Here is an 18,569-nt window from a genome sequence, read left to right on the forward strand (position 1 = left end):
TTATGGGGAGGTTAGAGGACTTATCTCAGCATTATGGAAACAGCAATTAATGGTAATAAGAAGCTAACGGTGGTATTAGGCGCATCCGGTAACCCGGAACGTTACAGCTTTCTGGCGGTATCCAAATTAAAGGCGCATGGGCACCCGGTGGTAGCCATCGGTAACCGGGAGGCGCAGATCGCAGGTACGCCGGTGATCACGGAACATCCTGCCCTGGAGCAAGTAGATACGGTTACCCTTTATCTGAATCCACAGCGTCAGGAAGCCTATTATGATTATATCCTGCAGCTGCATCCCAAGCGCATTATCTTTAATCCCGGTACAGAAAATCCAAAGCTGGAACAGCTGGCAATTGACAATGGCATTAAGCCCATGGAGGCTTGTACCCTTGTATTACTGAGCACTGGTCAATACTAAACATCCCTGCTGTTACCTCTCCCCCATTCTCCGGTTGCCTACAAAAATTAGGCTTTTGAGCTGCCGTTTCGTATATTCGGTTAGTTTTTCCCGATCCATGTACCCCAATACAGGCTGGCAATAGACACAGATTGGCTTTTCTACTACAGGTTATCGACGTATAACTCAAACGCCTATTCACTTTTTAATTATATACACATGTTAAAATGGAGAAGATTCAACGGCGATCCTATTCAGTTACCCATTAAGGAAGAGGTACGCCAGGCCATTATCCGGGAAACAGGCCGCGGGTTCCGCTTAAAAGTATGCATTGGCACCGATTCGCAGGTGAAAGGCGTAGACACGGAGTTTGCTACCGTGATCGTTTTCCTGCGCGAAGGACATGGGGGTTTTATGTTCATCCACAACGAGAAAACGCGCGATGTTTATTCCATTAAGGAGCGCATGCTGATCGAAGTGGCCAAGAGCATAGAAATTGCCTATGAGCTGTGCGACCTTTTCACGGAGTATGATGTAGACATGGAAGTGCATGCAGACATCAACACCAATCCCCAGTTTAAAAGTAACCTGGCCTTGCGCGAAGCAATGGGTTATATACTGGGTATGGGATTCGCTTTTAAGGCCAAACCGGAAGCCTTTGCCAGCAGCAGTTGCGCCAATAAGGTGGTAAATTGAGTCTGGTAACGTAACCGAACGTATTTAGCCCCATTGTTTTTGGATGTGTCCGCACCTCCGGTAGGTTTGTCTCCCCTATTTTAACCCAATATTAAGTTTTCCTCAGCTGTAACAAATCCCCGCTTTTCTCCCTTTAATAGGTGTATCCCGTACGGCATACAGCCACGTTATTGCAATAACAACGCAGCGACAATTATCATTTTCTAAAACCAGTTTACAATTATGAAATTTAACAGATCCCTATTGTCTGGCGGAATAGCTATGCTTATTTGCCTGCTGGCAGCCTGCAGCAAGGATGAAACCCCGCCAGCCGGAAGTTCTTTAATCATCACCCGCTACGCCTCCATGTCAGTTGGTAACTGGATAGCGGTTAAGATCACTACTGACGACAGCTATAAGACAGAAAAAGGCGTTACCTATAACTTTAAGGAAGATACAGTACACTACATAACACTCACTAAAGAGCAACACAATACGGTGAAGGACCTGCTGCCTGCTTTCCCATTGGGTAAGCTACAGGATAGCGGCGAGGACAATTTTGGATGCAGAAGCTGTACAGATCAGCTGGTGTACGTATTTACCTATAAAGCTCCAGACGGCGAAACGGAAACCTGGGAGGTAGAGGATACCAAGGCGCCCGATTTTATGGAGGACTATATGAAGCAGGTACACGACAAACTGCAGACGGCCGGTCTATAGCCAGCCTTCCACAGGGCAATGGCCGGCAGAGAGATCAGGCTATTGCCCTGAATTGCGCATTCATTTCATCTATGAACCCCAGGATGGCATCGCGACCTACTTTTTTTGCGGTAGCGGTAATAAAATGCTGGGGCAGGAACTCCCAGTTCTCCCGCAGCTTATTGAGGAAGGCTTTTACGTTACGGCTGGTCTCTGCCTGCGTATTTTTATCGGCCTTGGTGAACACCAGGTTAAAAGGCACCTGCCACTCCCCCAGCTGGTTAATGAAGTCCAGGTCTAATTTCTGGGGCGTATGGCGGCTATCTATCAGTACAAATACATTTACCAGGTTTTCCCTTTTGCGCAGGTAGTTCTCTATCATCTGCTCCCATTGGCGGCGCTGTGATTGACTTACTTTGGCAAAGCCATAACCCGGCAGATCCACCAGGTACCAGGCCTGGTTAATGAGGAAGTGATTGATCAGCTGCGTTTTACCGGGCGTACCGGATGTTTTGGCCAGGTTATCCTTGTTGGCCAGCATATTTATGAGAGATGATTTTCCCACGTTAGAACGCCCAATAAAAGCATATTCCGGCAGGTTGGGCGTAGGGCATTTCTGCCAGTCCACATTACTTATCAGGTATTCAGACGATTTGATGATCATACGGTTTGTTGATGGTCCATGACGCCCGGTAAGGGTATTATGGCGGTTATAAAACTGCGTGGCACGGGATACCTATCCTTGCAATAGTACATCAGCATATAAGCACATTTGCCTAACTTTGCCCCCTATGTCAGATCAAGCTAATGTTCAGAAGGTAGTTCCCTATGCGGAGTCAAAATTAAGTAAGAAGGAGCAAATAGCGGTCATGTTCAATGATATCGCTTTCCGCTATGATTTCCTGAATCATTTCATGTCATTGGGGATTGATGTGCTGTGGCGCAAGAAGGCGTTACGGTTGCTGAAAAGCCTGCAGCCCAAACAGCTGTTGGATGTGGCTACCGGCACCGGCGATTTTGCCATAATGGCCAACAAAATGCTGCGACCTGACAAGATTACCGGCATAGATATCTCTGAGGGCATGTTGGCCGTGGGCCGGCAAAAGATAGCGAAGTTGGGTTTGGAGGACAAAATTACCCTGCAGGGGGGCGACAGTGAAACAATAAGTTTTCCAGACAGGACGTTTGATGCGATAACGGTGGCCTTTGGCGTCCGGAACTTTGAGAACCTGGAAAAGGGACTGTCTGAAATGTTGCGGGTGTTGCGTCCGGGCGGAAAACTGGTGATACTGGAATTTTCTAATCCAACAGTTTTTCCCATTAAACAATTATACAATTTGTATTTTCGTTATATAACTCCCCTGCTGGGAAAATGGATAGCCCGGAGCCAGGCAGCTTATAGCTACCTGCCGGACTCAGTGAAGGCCTTTCCGCAGGGCGAAATAATGTGCAATATTTTAACTAACACTGGTTTCCAGGCGGTTACATGCAAAAAGCTCACATTCGGCATATGTTCAATTTACTGCGCAACGCGCTGATCCTATTCCTATTCATGTTCCTATGGAAACCTTCCTACGTGTGCGCCCAGCAAATGATGAATATGGAGGAGCATGACCAGAAGCCTTATTATTTTGGTATTACCCTGGCCGCCAACAATTCCAACTTTAAGTTGTACCAGGCGCCGGTATTCCTGAAACAGGATTCCATCATGGTGGTAGAGCCGCTGAAGACAGTGGGCTTTAACCTTGGTTTACTCGCGAATGCGCGCCTGAGCCAATATTTTGACCTGCGTTTTAACCCTAACCTGGTCTTTGCCTCTAAAAACCTTTATTATAAAGAGAACTACCCGGTACAGGAAACCGATCAAAAGATAGAATCCATCCTTTTAAGCTTCCCGCTTCAGATCAAATTCAAATCTGACCGTATTGGTAACATGCGCGTGTATACAATTGCCGGCCTGAAGTATGACTATGACCTGGCCGCCAGCTCCCGCGCCCGCCGCGATGACAAGCTGGTGAAGATCCGTACCTCTGATTACGGGTATGAGATAGGCGCTGGTTTTGAGTTTTATTTCCAGAGCTTCATTTTCTCCCCGGAGTTTAAGGTGAGCAATGGTTTTGGCAATGTGCATGTGAAAGATCCCAACCTGCGTTATTCCAACGTAATTGACAAGCTGCAGTCCAGGATGCTGGTGTTCTCTATACACCTGGAAGGCTGATCTTTTCTCTATTTACATAATGATATGGAAGGGCAATGCGAATTATCCTACTTGGAGTGTTATGCCCGTTGCTGATCAAAGCGCCACAATTGGATAATGGCTGGGAAGGCCGGCATGGTTGGCTGATGACCGTTGGAGGGGTAGCGGACGGGGTGCTGCGTATTTGCGGGAGTTAGAGGAGCCCCTGTGCTGCCAGCCGGTAATCAGTATTTGAAAATTCGTAATTATCTTCGCCCCATGCAAAACTACCTTATCAAAAATATAGCTGTAGTGAATGAGGGGCGCACTACAGTACAGGACGTATGGATAAAGGACGAGCGCATTGAGCAGATAGGTTCCCAGCTCAGCATCAGCGGCAATTACACAGAAATTAACGGTGAAGGCAAATACCTGCTGCCCGGCGTTATAGACGACCAGGTACACTTCCGCGAGCCGGGCCTTACCCATAAAGCCACCATCCATACGGAAGCACGGGCGGCCGTGGCGGGCGGTACCACCAGCTTTATGGAGATGCCCAACACCAAACCGGAGGCCATTACCCAGGAACGGCTGGAAGATAAATACGAGATAGCCCGGCAACGCTCGCTGGCCAACTACTCCTTTTTTATGGGCGTAGCCAATGACAATGCCGATGAGGTATTGAAAACCAATGCAAAAAAAGACCGCGTATGCGGCGTTAAGATATTCATGGGCTCCTCTACAGGGAACATGCTGGTAGACAATTACCTGACCCTGGAGAAGATCTTTTCTGAAAGCGAGCTGCTGATAGCGACCCATTGCGAGGATGAAAAGATCATACAGGCCAATATGGCGCTCTATAAGGCACAGAAGGGCGAGGACCACCTTACGGCCGCGGACCATCCGCTAATACGCAATGAGGAAGCCTGTTTTGAGTCATCGCTCGTGGCCATACAGTTTGCACAAAAGCACAATTCCCGCCTGCATATATTGCATATCTCCACGGAAAAGGAGCTGCAATTATTTAGCAATATGCTGCCGCTGGCGGAAAAACGTATAACCGCCGAGGTATGCGTACACCACTTATATTTTACCGCAGATGACTATGCCCGTTATGGCAACCTGATCAAATGTAACCCGGCTATTAAGGCGGAGCATAATAAACACGCCTTATGGAAAGGCCTGCTGGACGACCGCCTGGATATCATCGCCACAGACCATGCCCCGCACACCTGGGAAGAGAAACAGCAGCCGTATCTGCAGGCGCCCTCCGGCGTGCCGCTGGTGCAGCATAGCCTGCTTATGATGCTGGAGCATGTGAACAAAGGCAATATCACTTTAGAAAAGGTGGTGGAGAAGATGAGCCATGCGCCGGCTACCTGTTTCCGTATTAAGGAACGGGGGTATCTGCGCGAAGGATATTTTGCAGACTGTGTGATCGTGGACCTGCAACAAGCTACCACTGTAGACAAGGAGAATATCTTCCATAAATGCCAGTGGAGCCCATTTGAAGAGCATACTTTCCCGGCAGCCATTACCCATACTTTTGTGAGTGGGCACCTGGCCTGGGAAAATGGGGTGTTTAATGAAAACAAGCAGGGGCAAAGGCTTTTGTTTCAGCTGTAAGAGCTAATGTGCAGATGTACTGATGTTGGGATGCCGTAATGGAGTGTGGGTAGTCTGCCATGCCAATGATCTTTATTATAATGTAATATGCATACTTAATAATGGTCCCGTTTGCCAGTTGCTGGCAGGCGGGACCATTGTATTAGGGGGATGATAGCGGCTTTATGGAAATTCCTGCACCCGGCATCTTACCTATAGTAATTTTTTACATTTAAACGTATATTCACAATTAAACACGGGCTGCATGGAGTTGGATAAGACGACCTTTTACGACCTATCGATTTTTAACCGCGAGGAGGAGTTCTCATTATTTCACCGGCTGGATTTTACGACCACGGCTGGCGGACGGGAATACCTCCGGCAATTATTCAGCACGCCCCTTCCGGATATTGCCGCTATTGAACAGCGGCAGCAAACGTTGAAATATATACTGGAAAAGGAAGCCCAATGGCCGGAGATCATCAGCAACGGGACCATTGTAGTGGTGGAGAATTACCTGGAGGCCCAGATAGCCCCTATCTCCAGCACCAGCGGGCCTGGCCTGCTGCTGAATGCCGTGATCACCAAAACCATCTATGCACCGGATTACGGTTTTATTAAATTCTCGTTCACCCAATTGCTGAACCTTGTAAAAGGTTTCCGCTCCCTGGTACAGACCTTTAATACAGACCAGACGCCTAAAATACTGAAACAGATACTGGACAGGGCGCAACAGCTGCTGCACCAACGCGAGTTCAGCGAACTGCTGCAGATAACGGATCCGGAAAAATTATCCTTTGTGCAGATATTGCGCCATGATCATTTTATCCGCAACCGGCAGAAGAAACAGCTGTGGGAGCTGCTGGACCTGTATAAAAAATTGGACGCCTATTATGCCATGGCTAAGGCTATGCGCCAATTTAAGCTGCAATTCCCGGTGTTTGAGGATACCGCGCATCCTTTTATAGCAGCTAAGCAACTGTACCATATGATATTGCCTCAGCCGGTATCTTACGATATTGAGCTGGACCCGCAGGCCCGTTTCCTGTTCCTTACAGGGGCCAATATGGCCGGTAAGACCACTTTTATCAAAGCGGTAGGCGTGGCCGTATTCCTGGCGCATATAGGCATGGGCGTACCGGCGCAAGCGATGAAGCTGAGCTTTTTTCACGGCATCTTCAGTAACATACAGGTACAGGACAATATCTTTAAAGGCGAGAGCTATTTTTACAGTGAGGTACAACGTATCAAAAACACCATCATTAAGATCAGCAATGGCAAACACTGGCTGGTGCTGATAGATGAGATGTTTAAGGGCACCAATGTGGAAGACGCCAAAAACTGCTCCCTGGCTGTGATACAAGGACTTGTGCGCAGCACCAATTGCCTGTTCATACTATCCACCCATTTGTATGAACTGGCGGAAGACCTACAGGAGGAACCGCATCTGCGTTTTAAATACTTTGAATCTGAAGTGATTGATGACAACCTGCATTTTACTTACCAGTTGAAGGATGGTATAGCTAAAGAGAAAATAGGCTATCTGATCCTGAAGCGGGAAAAAGTGCTGGATCTTTTGAAGGAAATAAAATAAAAATTGCCGCCTGGTAGTTATTTGCTGTTAGTCGTTAGTGATTAGTTATGAAATGATTAATACAACGATACCCTGTTACTAATGGCAAACGGCCGATAGCTATAGGTTGGAAATATTGCCACTGCGAAATGAGTGCAGTGGCAATTACTAATTTTAGCGGCAATCCTCTAATATTTTTTTAACCATTAAATGAAAACCAAACTATGCTGCTATGTGAGACTGTTTCTGCGTTCTTCCCTGTATAGCAAAGAGCCGACATGAAAAACCTGTAAATGCCAACAGACCATAACCATACCTTTTTAATTAATGTTACCCATTAACTAACAACCGATGAAATATTCATTTCCTGATGTGCCGGCACATTTGGTAAGTGTTGCCCATGCTATACCGGTACAGTATAAAAATTACCAGTATCCTTTTACGCAGGGGCATTTATTAACGGCGCCCGCGGCCGTTATCCTTGAACAACAGATCACCCTGAAGGGTTGTGTAGTCTCTCACCACTGGATGTTTGTAAAAGCGCCGGTAAAGCTGCTGCTACAGGCAGATAGCCAGGGATTTACATTGCATTGTATGCTGCAGGGCAGCACGGATTGCCGCTTCAACGGTAAAGAAAAGTTCCGCTTATACCAGGGGCAGTATAACCTGTTGCAATTGCAGCAGGGCTCCCATGTAATCCATTTAAACCCAGGCATCTATGCTTCATGGGCTACAGACAGTCCCTATGAGCTCCTGACAGAAATGGCCCACGGCTCTGTACATGCCCGGGATCTATTACAACATCCGCAGTACCGGGCAGAGGGTACGGGAACGGCTAAACCGTTTTCCGGCATTATGTGGAATAAGCTGTACCAGCTGATCGAGGAGATCAATCAAAGCACGCCGGGTAAGACCACTACGGAAATGCAGCTGTATGGCAAGCTGCTGGAGATACAGGCCATGGTACTGGAAGACCTGGATAACGCGGCCGGCACCACTTACCGGGACGCCAACAGTAAACTGTTTGAGACCATCCGCGTATTCCTGTCTAACCACCTGGACGCCAGGCCTGACCTGGCTCAGCTGGCCCGTTGCTTTTGTATGAGCCAGTCGAAGCTGAAGCAGGGCTTTAAGAAATATTATGCCACTACGGTGTGGAGCTATCATCATCAGCAACGTATGGAACGGAGTATGCAGCTGTTGCTGCATACCAGTAAAAGCGTGGCGAATATTGCAGCGGAACTGGGTTATATGCCCACCAATTTTGCGCGTGATTTTAAGAAATTCTATGGGTACTCTCCCCGCTCTCACCGGTCAAATGGGGTTAGTTTTGCAGAGAAAGAATAGTATATTTGAAGGAGATCATTTTTGATCTCCTTTAGAGAATTCTTTGCCAACAAGAGTACCTATGTCCAAGAAGCTAATGACGGAAATCATAGCAGGATTATTCATCCTGCTGTTTTTGTATACTGCTTTGAGTAAATTGAACGAGTTTGCGCTTTTCAAACATTTTCTGTGGACTTCTCCACTAATAGGGCGGAAGGCGAATATAGTCGCGTGGGTCGTACCAGCCGTTGAGATATTGGTATCCTTACTGCTATTCCTGCCTGCCACCCGGAGGCGCGGCCTTTATGCGTCTTTTATGCTGATGCTTGCATTTACAATATATCTGGCATACATGATTATCTTTGTACCAAAGCTGCCCTGTTCCTGTGGCGGGGTCATCAGCCAACTAAGCTGGCAACAGCATCTCATCTTTAATATTGTCTTTACTATCCTTTCTGTAGTGGGTATACGGCTAAGCAAAGCCGTTCCAGCAAGCAACCACGTTTCCCTATCATAAAAGCAGGAGAAGCCGAAAACCTGTATAAACGAGTAGGCTGTTATCATAACCAATGTTAAACTCTAACTGATGAAAAAAAATCTAATCTGTGTATTGGCGGTGGTGCTGGCCGTAGCGGCGGTATCATACGCGAGAGCCAGCAAACGGGATCTGGCCAGCCAATGGTTCTTTTACCAGGACGACAATGATGGCATTGCCTTTACCGTTGATGAGGCCAGAAATGTAAATTTTTATGTTGAAGCGAATGGGGTGAATCCAAGTATAACTTGCAATGGCCTCAGTAAGCTCTGTGCTATCTTTGCACAGACAGATAACAATCACAGACCTATTATTACAGAGAACAATGCCGTAGACGCACAGATCGTGACTTTCTTCAATACCGGTTTCGGTGGATCCCTGATCAAACGAGTGCCATAAGCTACGTAAATTTTAATTGTAAAGGGCGCATCAAAACATGGTGCGTCCTTTATTATTTTATGGGTTCTGGGGAATGTTTGTGAGTGCAATTACATCTATCGGTATCTGCATGGCATAGCGCAGGCTATGTGGAGGCAGCGTATAGGTGTTACCGTTCATAATGCGTGCAGGCGTTACTGCCAGTATAGGATCAAATTGCAACCGCCGCAGATCCGTCCAGCGGGTACCACGGAACAGCAGTTCCTTCCTTCTTTCTGTGAGTATTTTACTAAGGGCCTCTGTGGCATCTGTAGCTGTTAAAGGAACAAAGAAACCGGTACGCCATCTTTTCTCCAGCAGGGTATTAAGGTCCTGCATGGCCAATGCGGTACTACCAGCGCGGGCCCGCCCTTCTGCCCTGATCAGGTACATCTCATCTGTTACAATGCCCGCAAATATATACCCATTCTGCGAGCCCATACCGCCATAGTCTCCTTTGAAGCTTTTTGCATCGTTATTCAGGAAGCAGATTGATTTCCTGAGATCGTTATCTGCGTAGCTCTTATAGAGCGTTGTATCTGTTTTGTTAGTACCGGGGAGCAGCGTGTTGGCCGCGGGCGATATCATGTCGAGGATCACTTCCGGGTTAAACCGGGGAATGGATACATCTGCCATGGCATCCAGGGTGTTATAATCCAGCAGCGTGTTATATAGGTGCAGACAGGAGTCTGCATAGGCGGCCGCTTTGGCATAGTCGCGCATATCCAGGTATACTCTTGCGAGCGCACCCAATACGGCCGGGCGGGAAGGCCTGCTCTTTATCTGCGGCAATGCCGGTAACAAAGGTAGTGCCGCCTGCAGGTCCATTATTATGCGATCATAACATTGCTGTACGCTGGCCCGCACAGACACATCCTTATAGCTGGATGAGAGCCGCAGGGGGACGCCTTTATCAGTTGCAGCGGTGGCTTTGTCATAAGGAGCAGCAAACAGCTGTACCAATGCATGGAAGTAAACGGCCCTGAAGAACAGGGCGCTGCCTTTTGCCTGGTCACGAAGCGCGCGGATACTATCCGCCGGCACTTTAATATTATCCGCGTTATCCAGCACAACATTGGCGGTTAAGATGGGTTGATAGACCCAGTAATCTTTTGTCTGATCGTTCTTTTGCCACAGGTACAGATCGCGGGCATTTTCTGAGAGGGTATTCCAATCGTCTGCGGAGAGGTAGTAATTATCCGCCATCATTTCGCCCGCAGCAGGGTACTGCCCATTCATGAGGCTGTAATTATCCATGAGCAATTGCAGGTCCTCCGCGGTGGAGGGAAGCGTCCATTTCTCATCCGGCTTCGCATCCAGGTAGTGCCCGCAGGACAGTAGTCCCAGCGAAAGCCCTGTTACAAAGATCCATCCAATAATATACCTGTATCGCATTATCATTTACGTTTATCATTACATATCTATCCTGCATCCTATTGCAATGGATCGCGGCAATGGCAGCCCGGAAGGCGCATCGGGATCCAGACCGGCCTTATTGGCTTTCCAGATAAGCACGTGCAGGTTGGTGATATATGTATAGAGCTGCAGCCGGCTAAAGAACAGGCGGCTATCAGCCTTTTTATTAAAGTTATAGCTTAACCGGATATCATCCAGGCGGATATGATCGCCTTTTTCTACCGTGATCTCCGAATTGGTGTAGAACTGGTCCCTGGATGCGGAGGGATTAGGATAGATCATGGAAGGCACATTGGTGAACTGTTCATCTCCGGGATGCTGCCAACGCTTCAGGTAGTCGCTATGTCCGTTACCGGTAGAGAACAGCGGGCCGTAGGCGATGGTATTACGCCTGAAATAGTAGCCCAGGCGATAGGTAATATTTGTAGAGAGGGACAGGCCTTTCCAGGAAAAAGTATTCAGGAAGTTCCCGAAGAATGGCGGTAATGCCGGGCCATCTATCGCCTGATCTGATAAGGGTGTTTGTACCAATGATGCATAGTCTTTACTTACCTGTTTATTTACGTAACCGCGCGGATCGCCGGTAGCGGGGTCCAGTCCGGCCCATCTGTAACTTACCAGTGAATAGGGATTACGCCCTACTATAGGGAAGATGTTTGCTCCGGTGCTTACATATCCGGTGGTATAAGGCTGTAGTAAATATTTGGTCAGCCGGTATGTAACATAACTAAACTGCAGTGAGGACTGCCATTTGAACCCGCCCCTGTTCAGCGGCTGTATATTCAGCTGTACGTCTATGCCCTGGCCGCTCATATCTGCAGAGTTTGTGAAGGCAGCGCCCAAACCTGTTGACAGATCGAGCATCTGGAGGCCGATCACATCCACAGAGCGTTTACGGTAATATTCTATACTGCCACCCAGTATATTTCCTTTTAAGGCAAAATCCAGCCCGGCGTTGAGGGTATTCACCTTTTCCCAGCGCAGGTCTGGATTGGCCAGACTACGGATGTCTGCATAAGCCAGGTTCGTGAACTGGAACGAAGGGTCGTATTTGTAAAGCGTAGTAAGGGCCGCGATGGAGTTATTCACGTTACCGCTACTGCCATAGGTGACGCGCAGGTTGAGGTAAGGCAACCAGGTTACGTGATAGCAATCCTGGTTGGATGCTTTCCATGCCAGGCCGGCGGACCAGAGGGGAATACCTTTACGGTTGGTATTGACCCCGAAGAGGTTAGAGGCGTCTTTACGCGCGCTGGCGGAAAGGGTATAGCTGTTATTATACGTATAGGCGGCATTCATGTAGAGCGAGACAAAACGATCCACCTGGTCTGTATAATCATTATTAGACGGGATGTTAGCGATACCGCCCAGGTATACCGGGTAGGCATTGACAAGATCTACGTTTCCGCTGAACTGACGATAAATATTGCCCTGGGTATGCGCATCCCTTAATTCTGTACCGGCCACCGCCGTTATCTTATTACGGGCGCCCCATGCCTTATCCCAGTTCAGCTGCGCCCTTACAGTATGCACATCTGTGCGGCTGTTGGATTGGTCGAGTATAGGGCCTTTGGGTACGATGTAGATAACGCTATCGTTCCTGATCTGGGTGAAACGGTTTACCAGGTCGCGGGTAAAGAAAGTCTGTTCATTGTGGAACTGACGGATACCTTCATCTGAGTGCTGGTACTGGTATTTTACTTCGGCAGTGAGCGTTTTTGACAGATCGTATTTAGCGCCTATGTTGGCGATGATGATATTGGTCCAGCTGGTATTATCATTCTCCGCCATTTCCTGGAGAGGGCGGTATTTCCAATCCATGAGCAGGCCATGGCCGGCGGTATCCGTGTAGGCGCCCCGGTAGCGGTAATCCAGTGGAAGCGGATTGCCTTTACTATCTGCCAGGCTGCTGTATGGCGGCAGCACCCGGGTACCCAGCTTATAATTGTTATCTGCAAAGCCGCCCTGGCTGTTATTGTCGTTATTGTGACGGGTATATTGTGCGCCCAATTGCAACTGTAAACGTTTTGTTGCCTGCCAGGTTGCGTCTGAACGGAGGGTGATACGCTGATAGTTATTGCCCACGAGGTTAGACAGGTCTCTGTCAAAGCCGGTGGAGAAATAGTATTTCAGTTTACTTGTGCCGCCGTTCACATTTATGGCATACTGCTGGTTAACGCCCTGGCGGTAAACATAGCGGAGGAAATCGTTACGCACATCCTGACTACGCAGCGCATTGATAGCCGCATTGGCCTCTGCCTCCGTAAGCTGGCCGCTGCGTTGTTTAGCCAGGATCTCCACTACGGGCGTTACGGGCGGACGGTTTCGGGAATTGAGGGCGCCGTTATATGCGCCTTGCGCAAACAGGGACTGTTCCAGGTCGATAAAGTCCGAAGAGGGTATCAGCGGCAGCTGGAACAGGTCTTGTTTATTGACGAAGGTTATATTGGTATTAAACGACACCCGGGGCGCCTGGTTAAAGCGGCCTTTTTTCGTGGTGATGACGATCACCCCGTTGCCCGCTTTAGCGCCCCAGATGGAGGCCGCCGCGGCGTCTTTGAGGATGGTAATATTCTCAACATCATTGGGATTGATGTCGTTAATATCCCCTTCGTAGGGGAAATTGTCCACCACTATCAACGGCTGGGCGATGGTGGCTGTGAGGGTGTACAGGCCGCGGATCTGCATTTTGGGCGCCGCGGGATCCCGTTTATCGAAGAGCAGGCCGCTGGTAACGCCATCCAGGCGGTCCAGGATACCGGTGCTGACCTTACGGTTAAGGATATCGTTATCCAGTTTGGTGAAGGAACCGGTGGCCCTTTCGCGGGGCAGCTCCTGGTAGCCGGTGGAGACGATGGAAACGCCAGTCATATTGACGATATCCTGCTCCAGCTTTATCTGCATGGGTGTGCGGCCGTTCCATTTCACCTGTTGTTTTACGTAGCCAGCGTAGCTAACGGAGAGGACTACCTCTGCCTGCATACGATCGAGGAGGAAGCGGCCTTCCTCGTCTGTAGTTACCCCCTTACGGGTGCCATTTACCAGAACCGTAGCACCGGCCAGGGGGACGCCGGCAGCATCTGTTACAGTGCCGGACATCATGGTAAACGGGCTATGCTCCACTCCCACCTCAGGTTCTGCGGCGCGGATGAGGATGATCTTATCCTCCAGGGACCAGGCCACGCCTTTTCCGCGGAAGAGTTGTTGCAATAGGTTCTCTACAGGCATATCCTTTGCGTGCACGCTTACCGGTTGCCGGGTGTCCAGCACGGAAGCCGCATAGAAAAAATGATACCCGGTTTGTTTGGTAATGACCTTAAAAACATCCCGCATGGGCACATGATCTGCGGAGACGGTCACTTTTCCGTTATCCTGCATATAACGGCCGGCCCGTACGGGTAGTACGGAGCACATCAGCCACAGCCACAGCATCACAGGATAACACAGATGCAAAGGTGTATTCCGCATATATAATTTTTTCCGCCAAACTGGCGGTCCCCCCGTTTTGGCGTACATTTTCACCACAATCTAAACATGTCTACGTGATTATTCCATCAAAATAAGGTATAAGACGGTTGATCCTCGTAAAGGGTGATTATTGTCCTTTTGGTTTTCTACCAGAAAATTTAAACAAAATTTCTGTTATCGCCTACACGCAGGCCGGATAATTGGCAGTTTTTGCCAATTCCCTTATTTTCGCCGTCCATCAACCAACCATATCCATGATTGTGAAAACCTTTGGCAGCGCGGTCCAAGGCGTTGCCGCCATTTCCATTACCATAGAAGTGAATGTTTTTCCCAAGGGCACCAAATTCTTTATTGTGGGCCTGCCGGATAATGCCGTAAAGGAAAGCGAAAAACGGATAGAATCCACTATTGTTAGCCTGGGGTGTCGTTTTCCCCGGTTCCGGACGGTGGTAAATATGGCGCCGGCGGACATTAAAAAGGCCGGTTCCGCATATGATCTGCCCATTACGCTGGGTATACTGGCTGCCTCCGGGCAGATACCGGCGGAGCCGCTGCACCAATATACCATTATGGGAGAGCTATCCCTGGACGGCACCATACAGCCTATAAAGGGCGCGCTGCCCATGGCCCTGCAGACCAGGAGCGAAGGCTTCCGGGGGCTGATAGTGCCGTTGCAGAACGCCCGCGAGGCCGCTATGGTGCACGGGCTGGATGTATACGGCGTATCTCATATACGGGAAGTGATCCTGCTGCTGCAAAACCCCGGTTCGATGACGCCCGTACAGGTAGATACGCGGGCAGAGTTCCTGGCCGCCCAGCAGGACTGCGATGCGGACTTTAGCGACGTGAAAGGCCAGTACAGCGTAAAACGGGCATTAGAGATAGCAGCCGCCGGCGGGCATAATGCGCTGATGATAGGGCCGCCCGGTTCCGGCAAGACCATGCTGGCCAAACGGCTATCCGGTATACTGCCACCCCTTACCCTGCATGAAGCGCTGGAAACCACCAAGATCCATTCCGTAGCCGGCAAACTGCCCGCGCATAGCTCCCTGATAGCGCGGCGCCCTTTCCGCGACCCGCACCATACCATTAGCGACACTGCGCTGGTAGGCGGCGGCAGCACTCCGCAGCCGGGAGAGATATCGCTGGCGCATAACGGGGTGCTTTTCCTGGATGAGCTGCCGGAGTTTAAGCGGAAGGTGCTGGAGGTAATGCGGCAGCCAGTGGAAGAAAGGCAGGTGACCATTTCCCGGGCCAAGACCTCTGTAGCATTCCCTGCCAGCTTTATGCTGATAGCTGCTATGAACCCCTGCCCCTGCGGGTATTATAATCACCCGGATAAAGATTGTACCTGTGCGCCAGGGATGGTGCAGAAATACCTGAACCGGGTATCCGGCCCATTGCTGGACCGGATAGATATGCATGTGGAGGTAACGCCGGTGCCGTTTGCCTCACTGAGCAGCCAGGAAGAGGCAGAGCCCAGTCATCTGATACGGCAACGGGTAATGCAGGCGCGGGAACTGCAACACCAGCGTTTTGCGGAGTATGAAGGTATTTACTGCAATGCGCAGATGAGCAGCCGGTTGCTGAAAAAGATCTGTCAGCTGGATGAGAGCAGCAGTACTTTATTAAAAACGGCTATGACCAAATTGAAGCTATCTGCCAGGGCCTATGACCGGATATTAAAAGTAAGCCGGACCATTGCCGACCTGGAAGGTATGGAAACCATACAGACCGGGCATATAGCGGAGGCCATCCGGTACAGGAGCCTGGATAGGGAGAGCTGGGGAACTAGCTATTAGCTTTTAGCGGTCAGCTTTGGGCTGTTGGCGGGATAATAGGTAAACAGGCTAACGGCGGATAGTGGCTGTAGTCCGGGTGATAGATAAGTGAGCTAGCGCTAAAGGCTGATAGCTAGCGGCTAATCGTTAGCTGGTGACTGCTACTTTGTTATACTCTTCACTTAGCTTTTTCTGCATGTCTATAGGTACGGGGGCATATTCTGCAAAGAGGGCTTTTACCTTGGCCTTGCCCTGGGTAACATTGCGCAGGGCTGCATAGAGTTTATCCAGCTCTGCCTGGGGCGTACGGGCCCGTATGACCTGGTAACCATCGTGGGAGTCCATGCCGGTGATGATGCTACGGCGGCTTTGCAGCTCGCTCATGATATCGCCGCTCATGGTATCCGGGGCGGTGGTCTCCACATCGTATACCGGCTCCAGCAATTGGGGCGCGGCCTGGTGGAAGGCATCGCGGAAGGCCATCATGCCGGCTATCTTAAAGGAGATATCGTTACTATCTACGGGGTGCATTTTGCCATCGTATACGCTTACCCGTACATCCCGTACGTAGGAGCCGGTGAGGGGGCCTTCGTTCATCTTCTCCATTACGCCTTTGAGGATGGAGGGCAGGAAGCGGGATTCTATAGCGCCGCCTACTATACAATTGTTGAAGACCAGCTTACCGCCCCAGTTGAGGGCTATCTCTTCCGTGTCCCTTACAGGGTATTCCTTTAGGGGAGGCATACCATCGTAATAGGGCTCTATCTTCATATACACTTCGCCAAACTGGCCAGCGCCGCCGGATTGTTTCTTGTGCCGGTAAGAGGCCAGGGCGGGTTTCTGGATGGTTTCCCGGTAAGGTATTTTGGCGGGCAGGTAGTCAATCTGCATCTTGTAGATATTCTCCAGGCGCCATTTGGTGATGGCGAGGTGCAGCTCGCCCTGGCCGTGGAGGATGACCTGTTTGAGCTCCCGGTTGTACTCCACTTCCAGGGTGGGGTCTTCCATATGGATCTCTGCCAGCACTTCGCCCAGCTTTTCATCATCTGTCTTATTCCGGGCCTCAATGGCGGCCCTTACTTTGGGCGGGGGGAAGTGGATGGGATCTACCTGGCCGTTAAAGCCTTTATCGCAGAGGGTGTAATTAGTAAGGGTATTCTTTAGTTTGAGGGTGCAGCCTATGTCGCCGGAGCGGAGGCGGTCTACCGGGTTGCGGTTCTTACCATCTGCAATGAACAGCTGGTTAAGGCGCTCTGTGGTATTGCCTTTCTCGTTCATTAGCTCCTGGCCGGCCTTTACCTCTCCGGAGAGCACTTTAAAGAAGCTGAGGCGGCCGATGTGCGGCTCCAGGAGGGTCTTAAATACGAAGAGGCAGGCGGGGGCGGCGGGATCGCAGGGAATGGGGTTGCCGTCTTCCGTGGTTTCCGGGGGCATTTCTACGGCGGAGGGGGCTACGTTATCGATAAAGCCCATGAGGCGGCCGCTACCCATATTACGTTTGGCGGAGAGGCAGAATACGGGGAAGACCTGGTGTTTGAGCATGCCTATTTTGAGGCCTTCGCGCATTTCGTCCTCGTCGAGGCTACCTTTTTCGAAGTAGTGTTCCATGAGGGTGTCGTCGTTCTCTGCCGCCTTCTCTACCAGTTCGTTATGTAGCTTGTCTGCCCGTTCTTTTTCGTTGTCCGGGATGGGTAGTTTTTCGGGTTTGCCCCCATCCGCCGGAAAACGGTACATGGTCATTTTGAGGAGGTCTATCACGCAGTTAAAGCCCAGGCCCTGGTTAACCGGGTATTGCATGATGGTGACGGCCGGGCCCAGGATGCGGCGGGCATCATCCACCACTTTGTTGAAATTGGCCTCTTCGTTATCGAGGTGGTTAACGGCCAGGATGGTGGGTTTGCGGTATTTATCCACGTAATCCCAAATAAGCTCCGTGCCTACTTCCACGCCGTACTGTGCATGCAGCAGCAGCAGGGCGGTATCGCATACGCGGATGGATGCAATCACCTCGCCTATAAAGTCTTCCAGTCCGGGGGTGTCTATGATATTGATCTTGTAATCCCTCCATTCTGTGTGCAGGCAGGTGGCATACACGGAGCTACCTCTTTCGTACTCTATTTCGTGGTAATCGGATACTGTGTTGGCTTCTTCTACCGTCCCTCTTTTGTGGATAATGCCGGCTTCAAATAACATAGTTTCGCTGAGGGTAGTTTTTCCGCTTTTGGCGGCGCCTAACAGTACGATGTTTTTAATGTGTTTTTCATCATACGTCTTCATCTGAAAATGGTTTTAAGGGTCAGATGGAACCTCGCGGTTTCATAAAAGTGGAATGTCTGTCTGAATAGGTGCTAGCCGTTAGCTGTAAGCCGTTAGCATTTTAAGCGTAGCAAGGCTGGTTGGAGCAACCGGGACTGGCGATCAAGGACCGTGAAAAAGGAGTGCCGACTATTGACTTCCAACTAATGACTATGTTACTATTAAGTTAACATATTTTGGGTAAAC

The 18,569-nt window shown here is 49.8% G+C and carries 15 protein-coding genes; 11 read left to right on the top strand and 4 right to left on the bottom strand.

Annotation, left to right across the window (positions count from 1 at the left end):
- Positions 1–33 precede the first annotated feature (33 nt).
- The 3 genes from F0L74_RS31370 to F0L74_RS31380 all read left to right on the top strand — a co-directional run bounded on the left by F0L74_RS31370 (position 34) and on the right by F0L74_RS31380 (position 1,791).
- Positions 34–417: a CoA-binding protein gene (locus tag F0L74_RS31370; RefSeq protein WP_149841827.1), complete on the top strand. Its 384-nt coding sequence runs from the start codon at positions 34–36 to the stop codon at positions 415–417.
- A gap of 198 nt (positions 418–615) precedes the next feature.
- Positions 616–1,092, top strand: a complete 477-nt coding sequence (locus F0L74_RS31375; protein WP_149841828.1) for a ribonuclease H-like YkuK family protein — start codon at positions 616–618, stop codon at positions 1,090–1,092.
- Between the two features lie 222 nt (positions 1,093–1,314).
- On the top strand, positions 1,315–1,791 hold the full coding sequence (locus tag F0L74_RS31380) for a hypothetical protein (protein ID WP_149841829.1): 477 nt from the start codon (positions 1,315–1,317) through the stop codon (positions 1,789–1,791).
- A gap of 34 nt (positions 1,792–1,825) precedes the next feature.
- Here F0L74_RS31380 and yihA read toward each other — a convergent pair whose 3' ends face one another.
- Positions 1,826–2,434: a ribosome biogenesis GTP-binding protein YihA/YsxC gene (gene yihA, locus F0L74_RS31385; RefSeq protein ID WP_149841830.1), complete on the bottom strand. Its 609-nt coding sequence runs from the start codon at positions 2,432–2,434 to the stop codon at positions 1,826–1,828.
- Between the two features lie 58 nt (positions 2,435–2,492).
- Between yihA and ubiE the strand changes: the two genes are divergently transcribed.
- From ubiE to F0L74_RS31420, 7 genes are all read left to right on the top strand, one after another.
- Complete coding sequence (ubiE, locus tag F0L74_RS31390) at positions 2,493–3,308, top strand: bifunctional demethylmenaquinone methyltransferase/2-methoxy-6-polyprenyl-1,4-benzoquinol methylase UbiE (protein ID WP_246197885.1); 816 nt, start codon at positions 2,493–2,495, stop codon at positions 3,306–3,308.
- Entirely contained in the window at positions 3,281–3,988 is a 708-nt protein-coding gene (gene porT / locus F0L74_RS31395; RefSeq protein WP_246197887.1) for a type IX secretion/gliding motility protein PorT/SprT, read from the top strand. The genes ubiE and porT overlap by 28 nt, the downstream gene beginning before the upstream one ends.
- A gap of 237 nt (positions 3,989–4,225) precedes the next feature.
- Positions 4,226–5,572 carry a dihydroorotase gene (locus F0L74_RS31400; RefSeq protein ID WP_149841831.1) on the top strand — a complete coding sequence of 449 codons (1,347 nt, stop codon included), beginning with the start codon at positions 4,226–4,228 and terminating at the stop codon, positions 5,570–5,572.
- Between the two features lie 244 nt (positions 5,573–5,816).
- The gene (locus F0L74_RS31405) at positions 5,817–7,145 is read left to right on the top strand and encodes a MutS-related protein (protein ID WP_149841832.1); all 1,329 of its coding nucleotides are present in this window, start codon (positions 5,817–5,819) and stop codon (positions 7,143–7,145) included.
- Between the two features lie 330 nt (positions 7,146–7,475).
- Positions 7,476–8,471 (top strand): helix-turn-helix transcriptional regulator, encoded by a 996-nt coding sequence (locus tag F0L74_RS31410; RefSeq protein WP_149841833.1) that lies wholly within the window; start codon positions 7,476–7,478, stop codon positions 8,469–8,471.
- 61 nt (positions 8,472–8,532) lie between these two features.
- A complete protein-coding gene (locus F0L74_RS33705) occupies positions 8,533–8,967 on the top strand; it encodes a MauE/DoxX family redox-associated membrane protein (RefSeq protein WP_149841834.1) in 435 nt (144 codons plus the stop codon).
- Between the two features lie 69 nt (positions 8,968–9,036).
- Entirely contained in the window at positions 9,037–9,384 is a 348-nt protein-coding gene (locus F0L74_RS31420; protein WP_149841835.1) for a hypothetical protein, read from the top strand.
- A 57-nt stretch (positions 9,385–9,441) separates the two neighbouring features.
- Here the strand turns inward: F0L74_RS31420 and F0L74_RS31425 are convergent, their stop codons facing one another.
- On the bottom strand, positions 9,442–10,797 hold the full coding sequence (locus tag F0L74_RS31425; protein WP_188316245.1) for a RagB/SusD family nutrient uptake outer membrane protein: 1,356 nt from the start codon (positions 10,795–10,797) through the stop codon (positions 9,442–9,444).
- A gap of 18 nt (positions 10,798–10,815) precedes the next feature.
- Entirely contained in the window at positions 10,816–14,286 is a 3,471-nt protein-coding gene (locus F0L74_RS31430) for a SusC/RagA family TonB-linked outer membrane protein (RefSeq protein ID WP_188316246.1), read from the bottom strand.
- A 254-nt stretch (positions 14,287–14,540) separates the two neighbouring features.
- On the opposite strand from F0L74_RS31430, the gene F0L74_RS31435 reads away from it, so the two are divergent.
- Positions 14,541–16,088, top strand: coding sequence for a YifB family Mg chelatase-like AAA ATPase (locus F0L74_RS31435; RefSeq protein ID WP_149841838.1), 1,548 nt, complete (start codon positions 14,541–14,543; stop codon positions 16,086–16,088).
- 126 nt (positions 16,089–16,214) lie between these two features.
- Here the strand turns inward: F0L74_RS31435 and fusA2 are convergent, their stop codons facing one another.
- Positions 16,215–18,344 carry an elongation factor G2 gene (gene fusA2 / locus F0L74_RS31440; RefSeq protein WP_149841839.1) on the bottom strand — a complete coding sequence of 710 codons (2,130 nt, stop codon included), beginning with the start codon at positions 18,342–18,344 and terminating at the stop codon, positions 16,215–16,217.
- Positions 18,345–18,569: the final 225 nt, after the last annotated feature.

Source organism: Chitinophaga agrisoli (genome assembly GCF_008386695.1).
GTDB lineage: Bacteria > Bacteroidota > Bacteroidia > Chitinophagales > Chitinophagaceae > Chitinophaga > Chitinophaga agrisoli.

Coding starts and splice junctions, on each gene's coding strand:
- F0L74_RS31370 (WP_149841827.1), top strand. CDS start 34: ATGGAAACAGCAATTAATGGTAATAAGAAGCTAACGGTGGTATTAGGC.
- F0L74_RS31375 (WP_149841828.1), top strand. CDS start 616: ATGTTAAAATGGAGAAGATTCAACGGCGATCCTATTCAGTTACCCATT.
- F0L74_RS31380 (WP_149841829.1), top strand. CDS start 1,315: ATGAAATTTAACAGATCCCTATTGTCTGGCGGAATAGCTATGCTTATT.
- yihA (WP_149841830.1), bottom strand. CDS start 2,434: ATGATCATCAAATCGTCTGAATACCTGATAAGTAATGTGGACTGGCAG.
- porT (WP_246197887.1), top strand. CDS start 3,281: ATGTTCAATTTACTGCGCAACGCGCTGATCCTATTCCTATTCATGTTC.
- F0L74_RS31400 (WP_149841831.1), top strand. CDS start 4,226: ATGCAAAACTACCTTATCAAAAATATAGCTGTAGTGAATGAGGGGCGC.
- F0L74_RS31405 (WP_149841832.1), top strand. CDS start 5,817: ATGGAGTTGGATAAGACGACCTTTTACGACCTATCGATTTTTAACCGC.
- F0L74_RS31410 (WP_149841833.1), top strand. CDS start 7,476: ATGAAATATTCATTTCCTGATGTGCCGGCACATTTGGTAAGTGTTGCC.
- F0L74_RS33705 (WP_149841834.1), top strand. CDS start 8,533: ATGTCCAAGAAGCTAATGACGGAAATCATAGCAGGATTATTCATCCTG.
- F0L74_RS31420 (WP_149841835.1), top strand. CDS start 9,037: ATGAAAAAAAATCTAATCTGTGTATTGGCGGTGGTGCTGGCCGTAGCG.
- F0L74_RS31425 (WP_188316245.1), bottom strand. CDS start 10,797: ATGCGATACAGGTATATTATTGGATGGATCTTTGTAACAGGGCTTTCG.
- F0L74_RS31430 (WP_188316246.1), bottom strand. CDS start 14,286: ATGCGGAATACACCTTTGCATCTGTGTTATCCTGTGATGCTGTGGCTG.
- F0L74_RS31435 (WP_149841838.1), top strand. CDS start 14,541: ATGATTGTGAAAACCTTTGGCAGCGCGGTCCAAGGCGTTGCCGCCATT.
- fusA2 (WP_149841839.1), bottom strand. CDS start 18,344: ATGAAGACGTATGATGAAAAACACATTAAAAACATCGTACTGTTAGGC.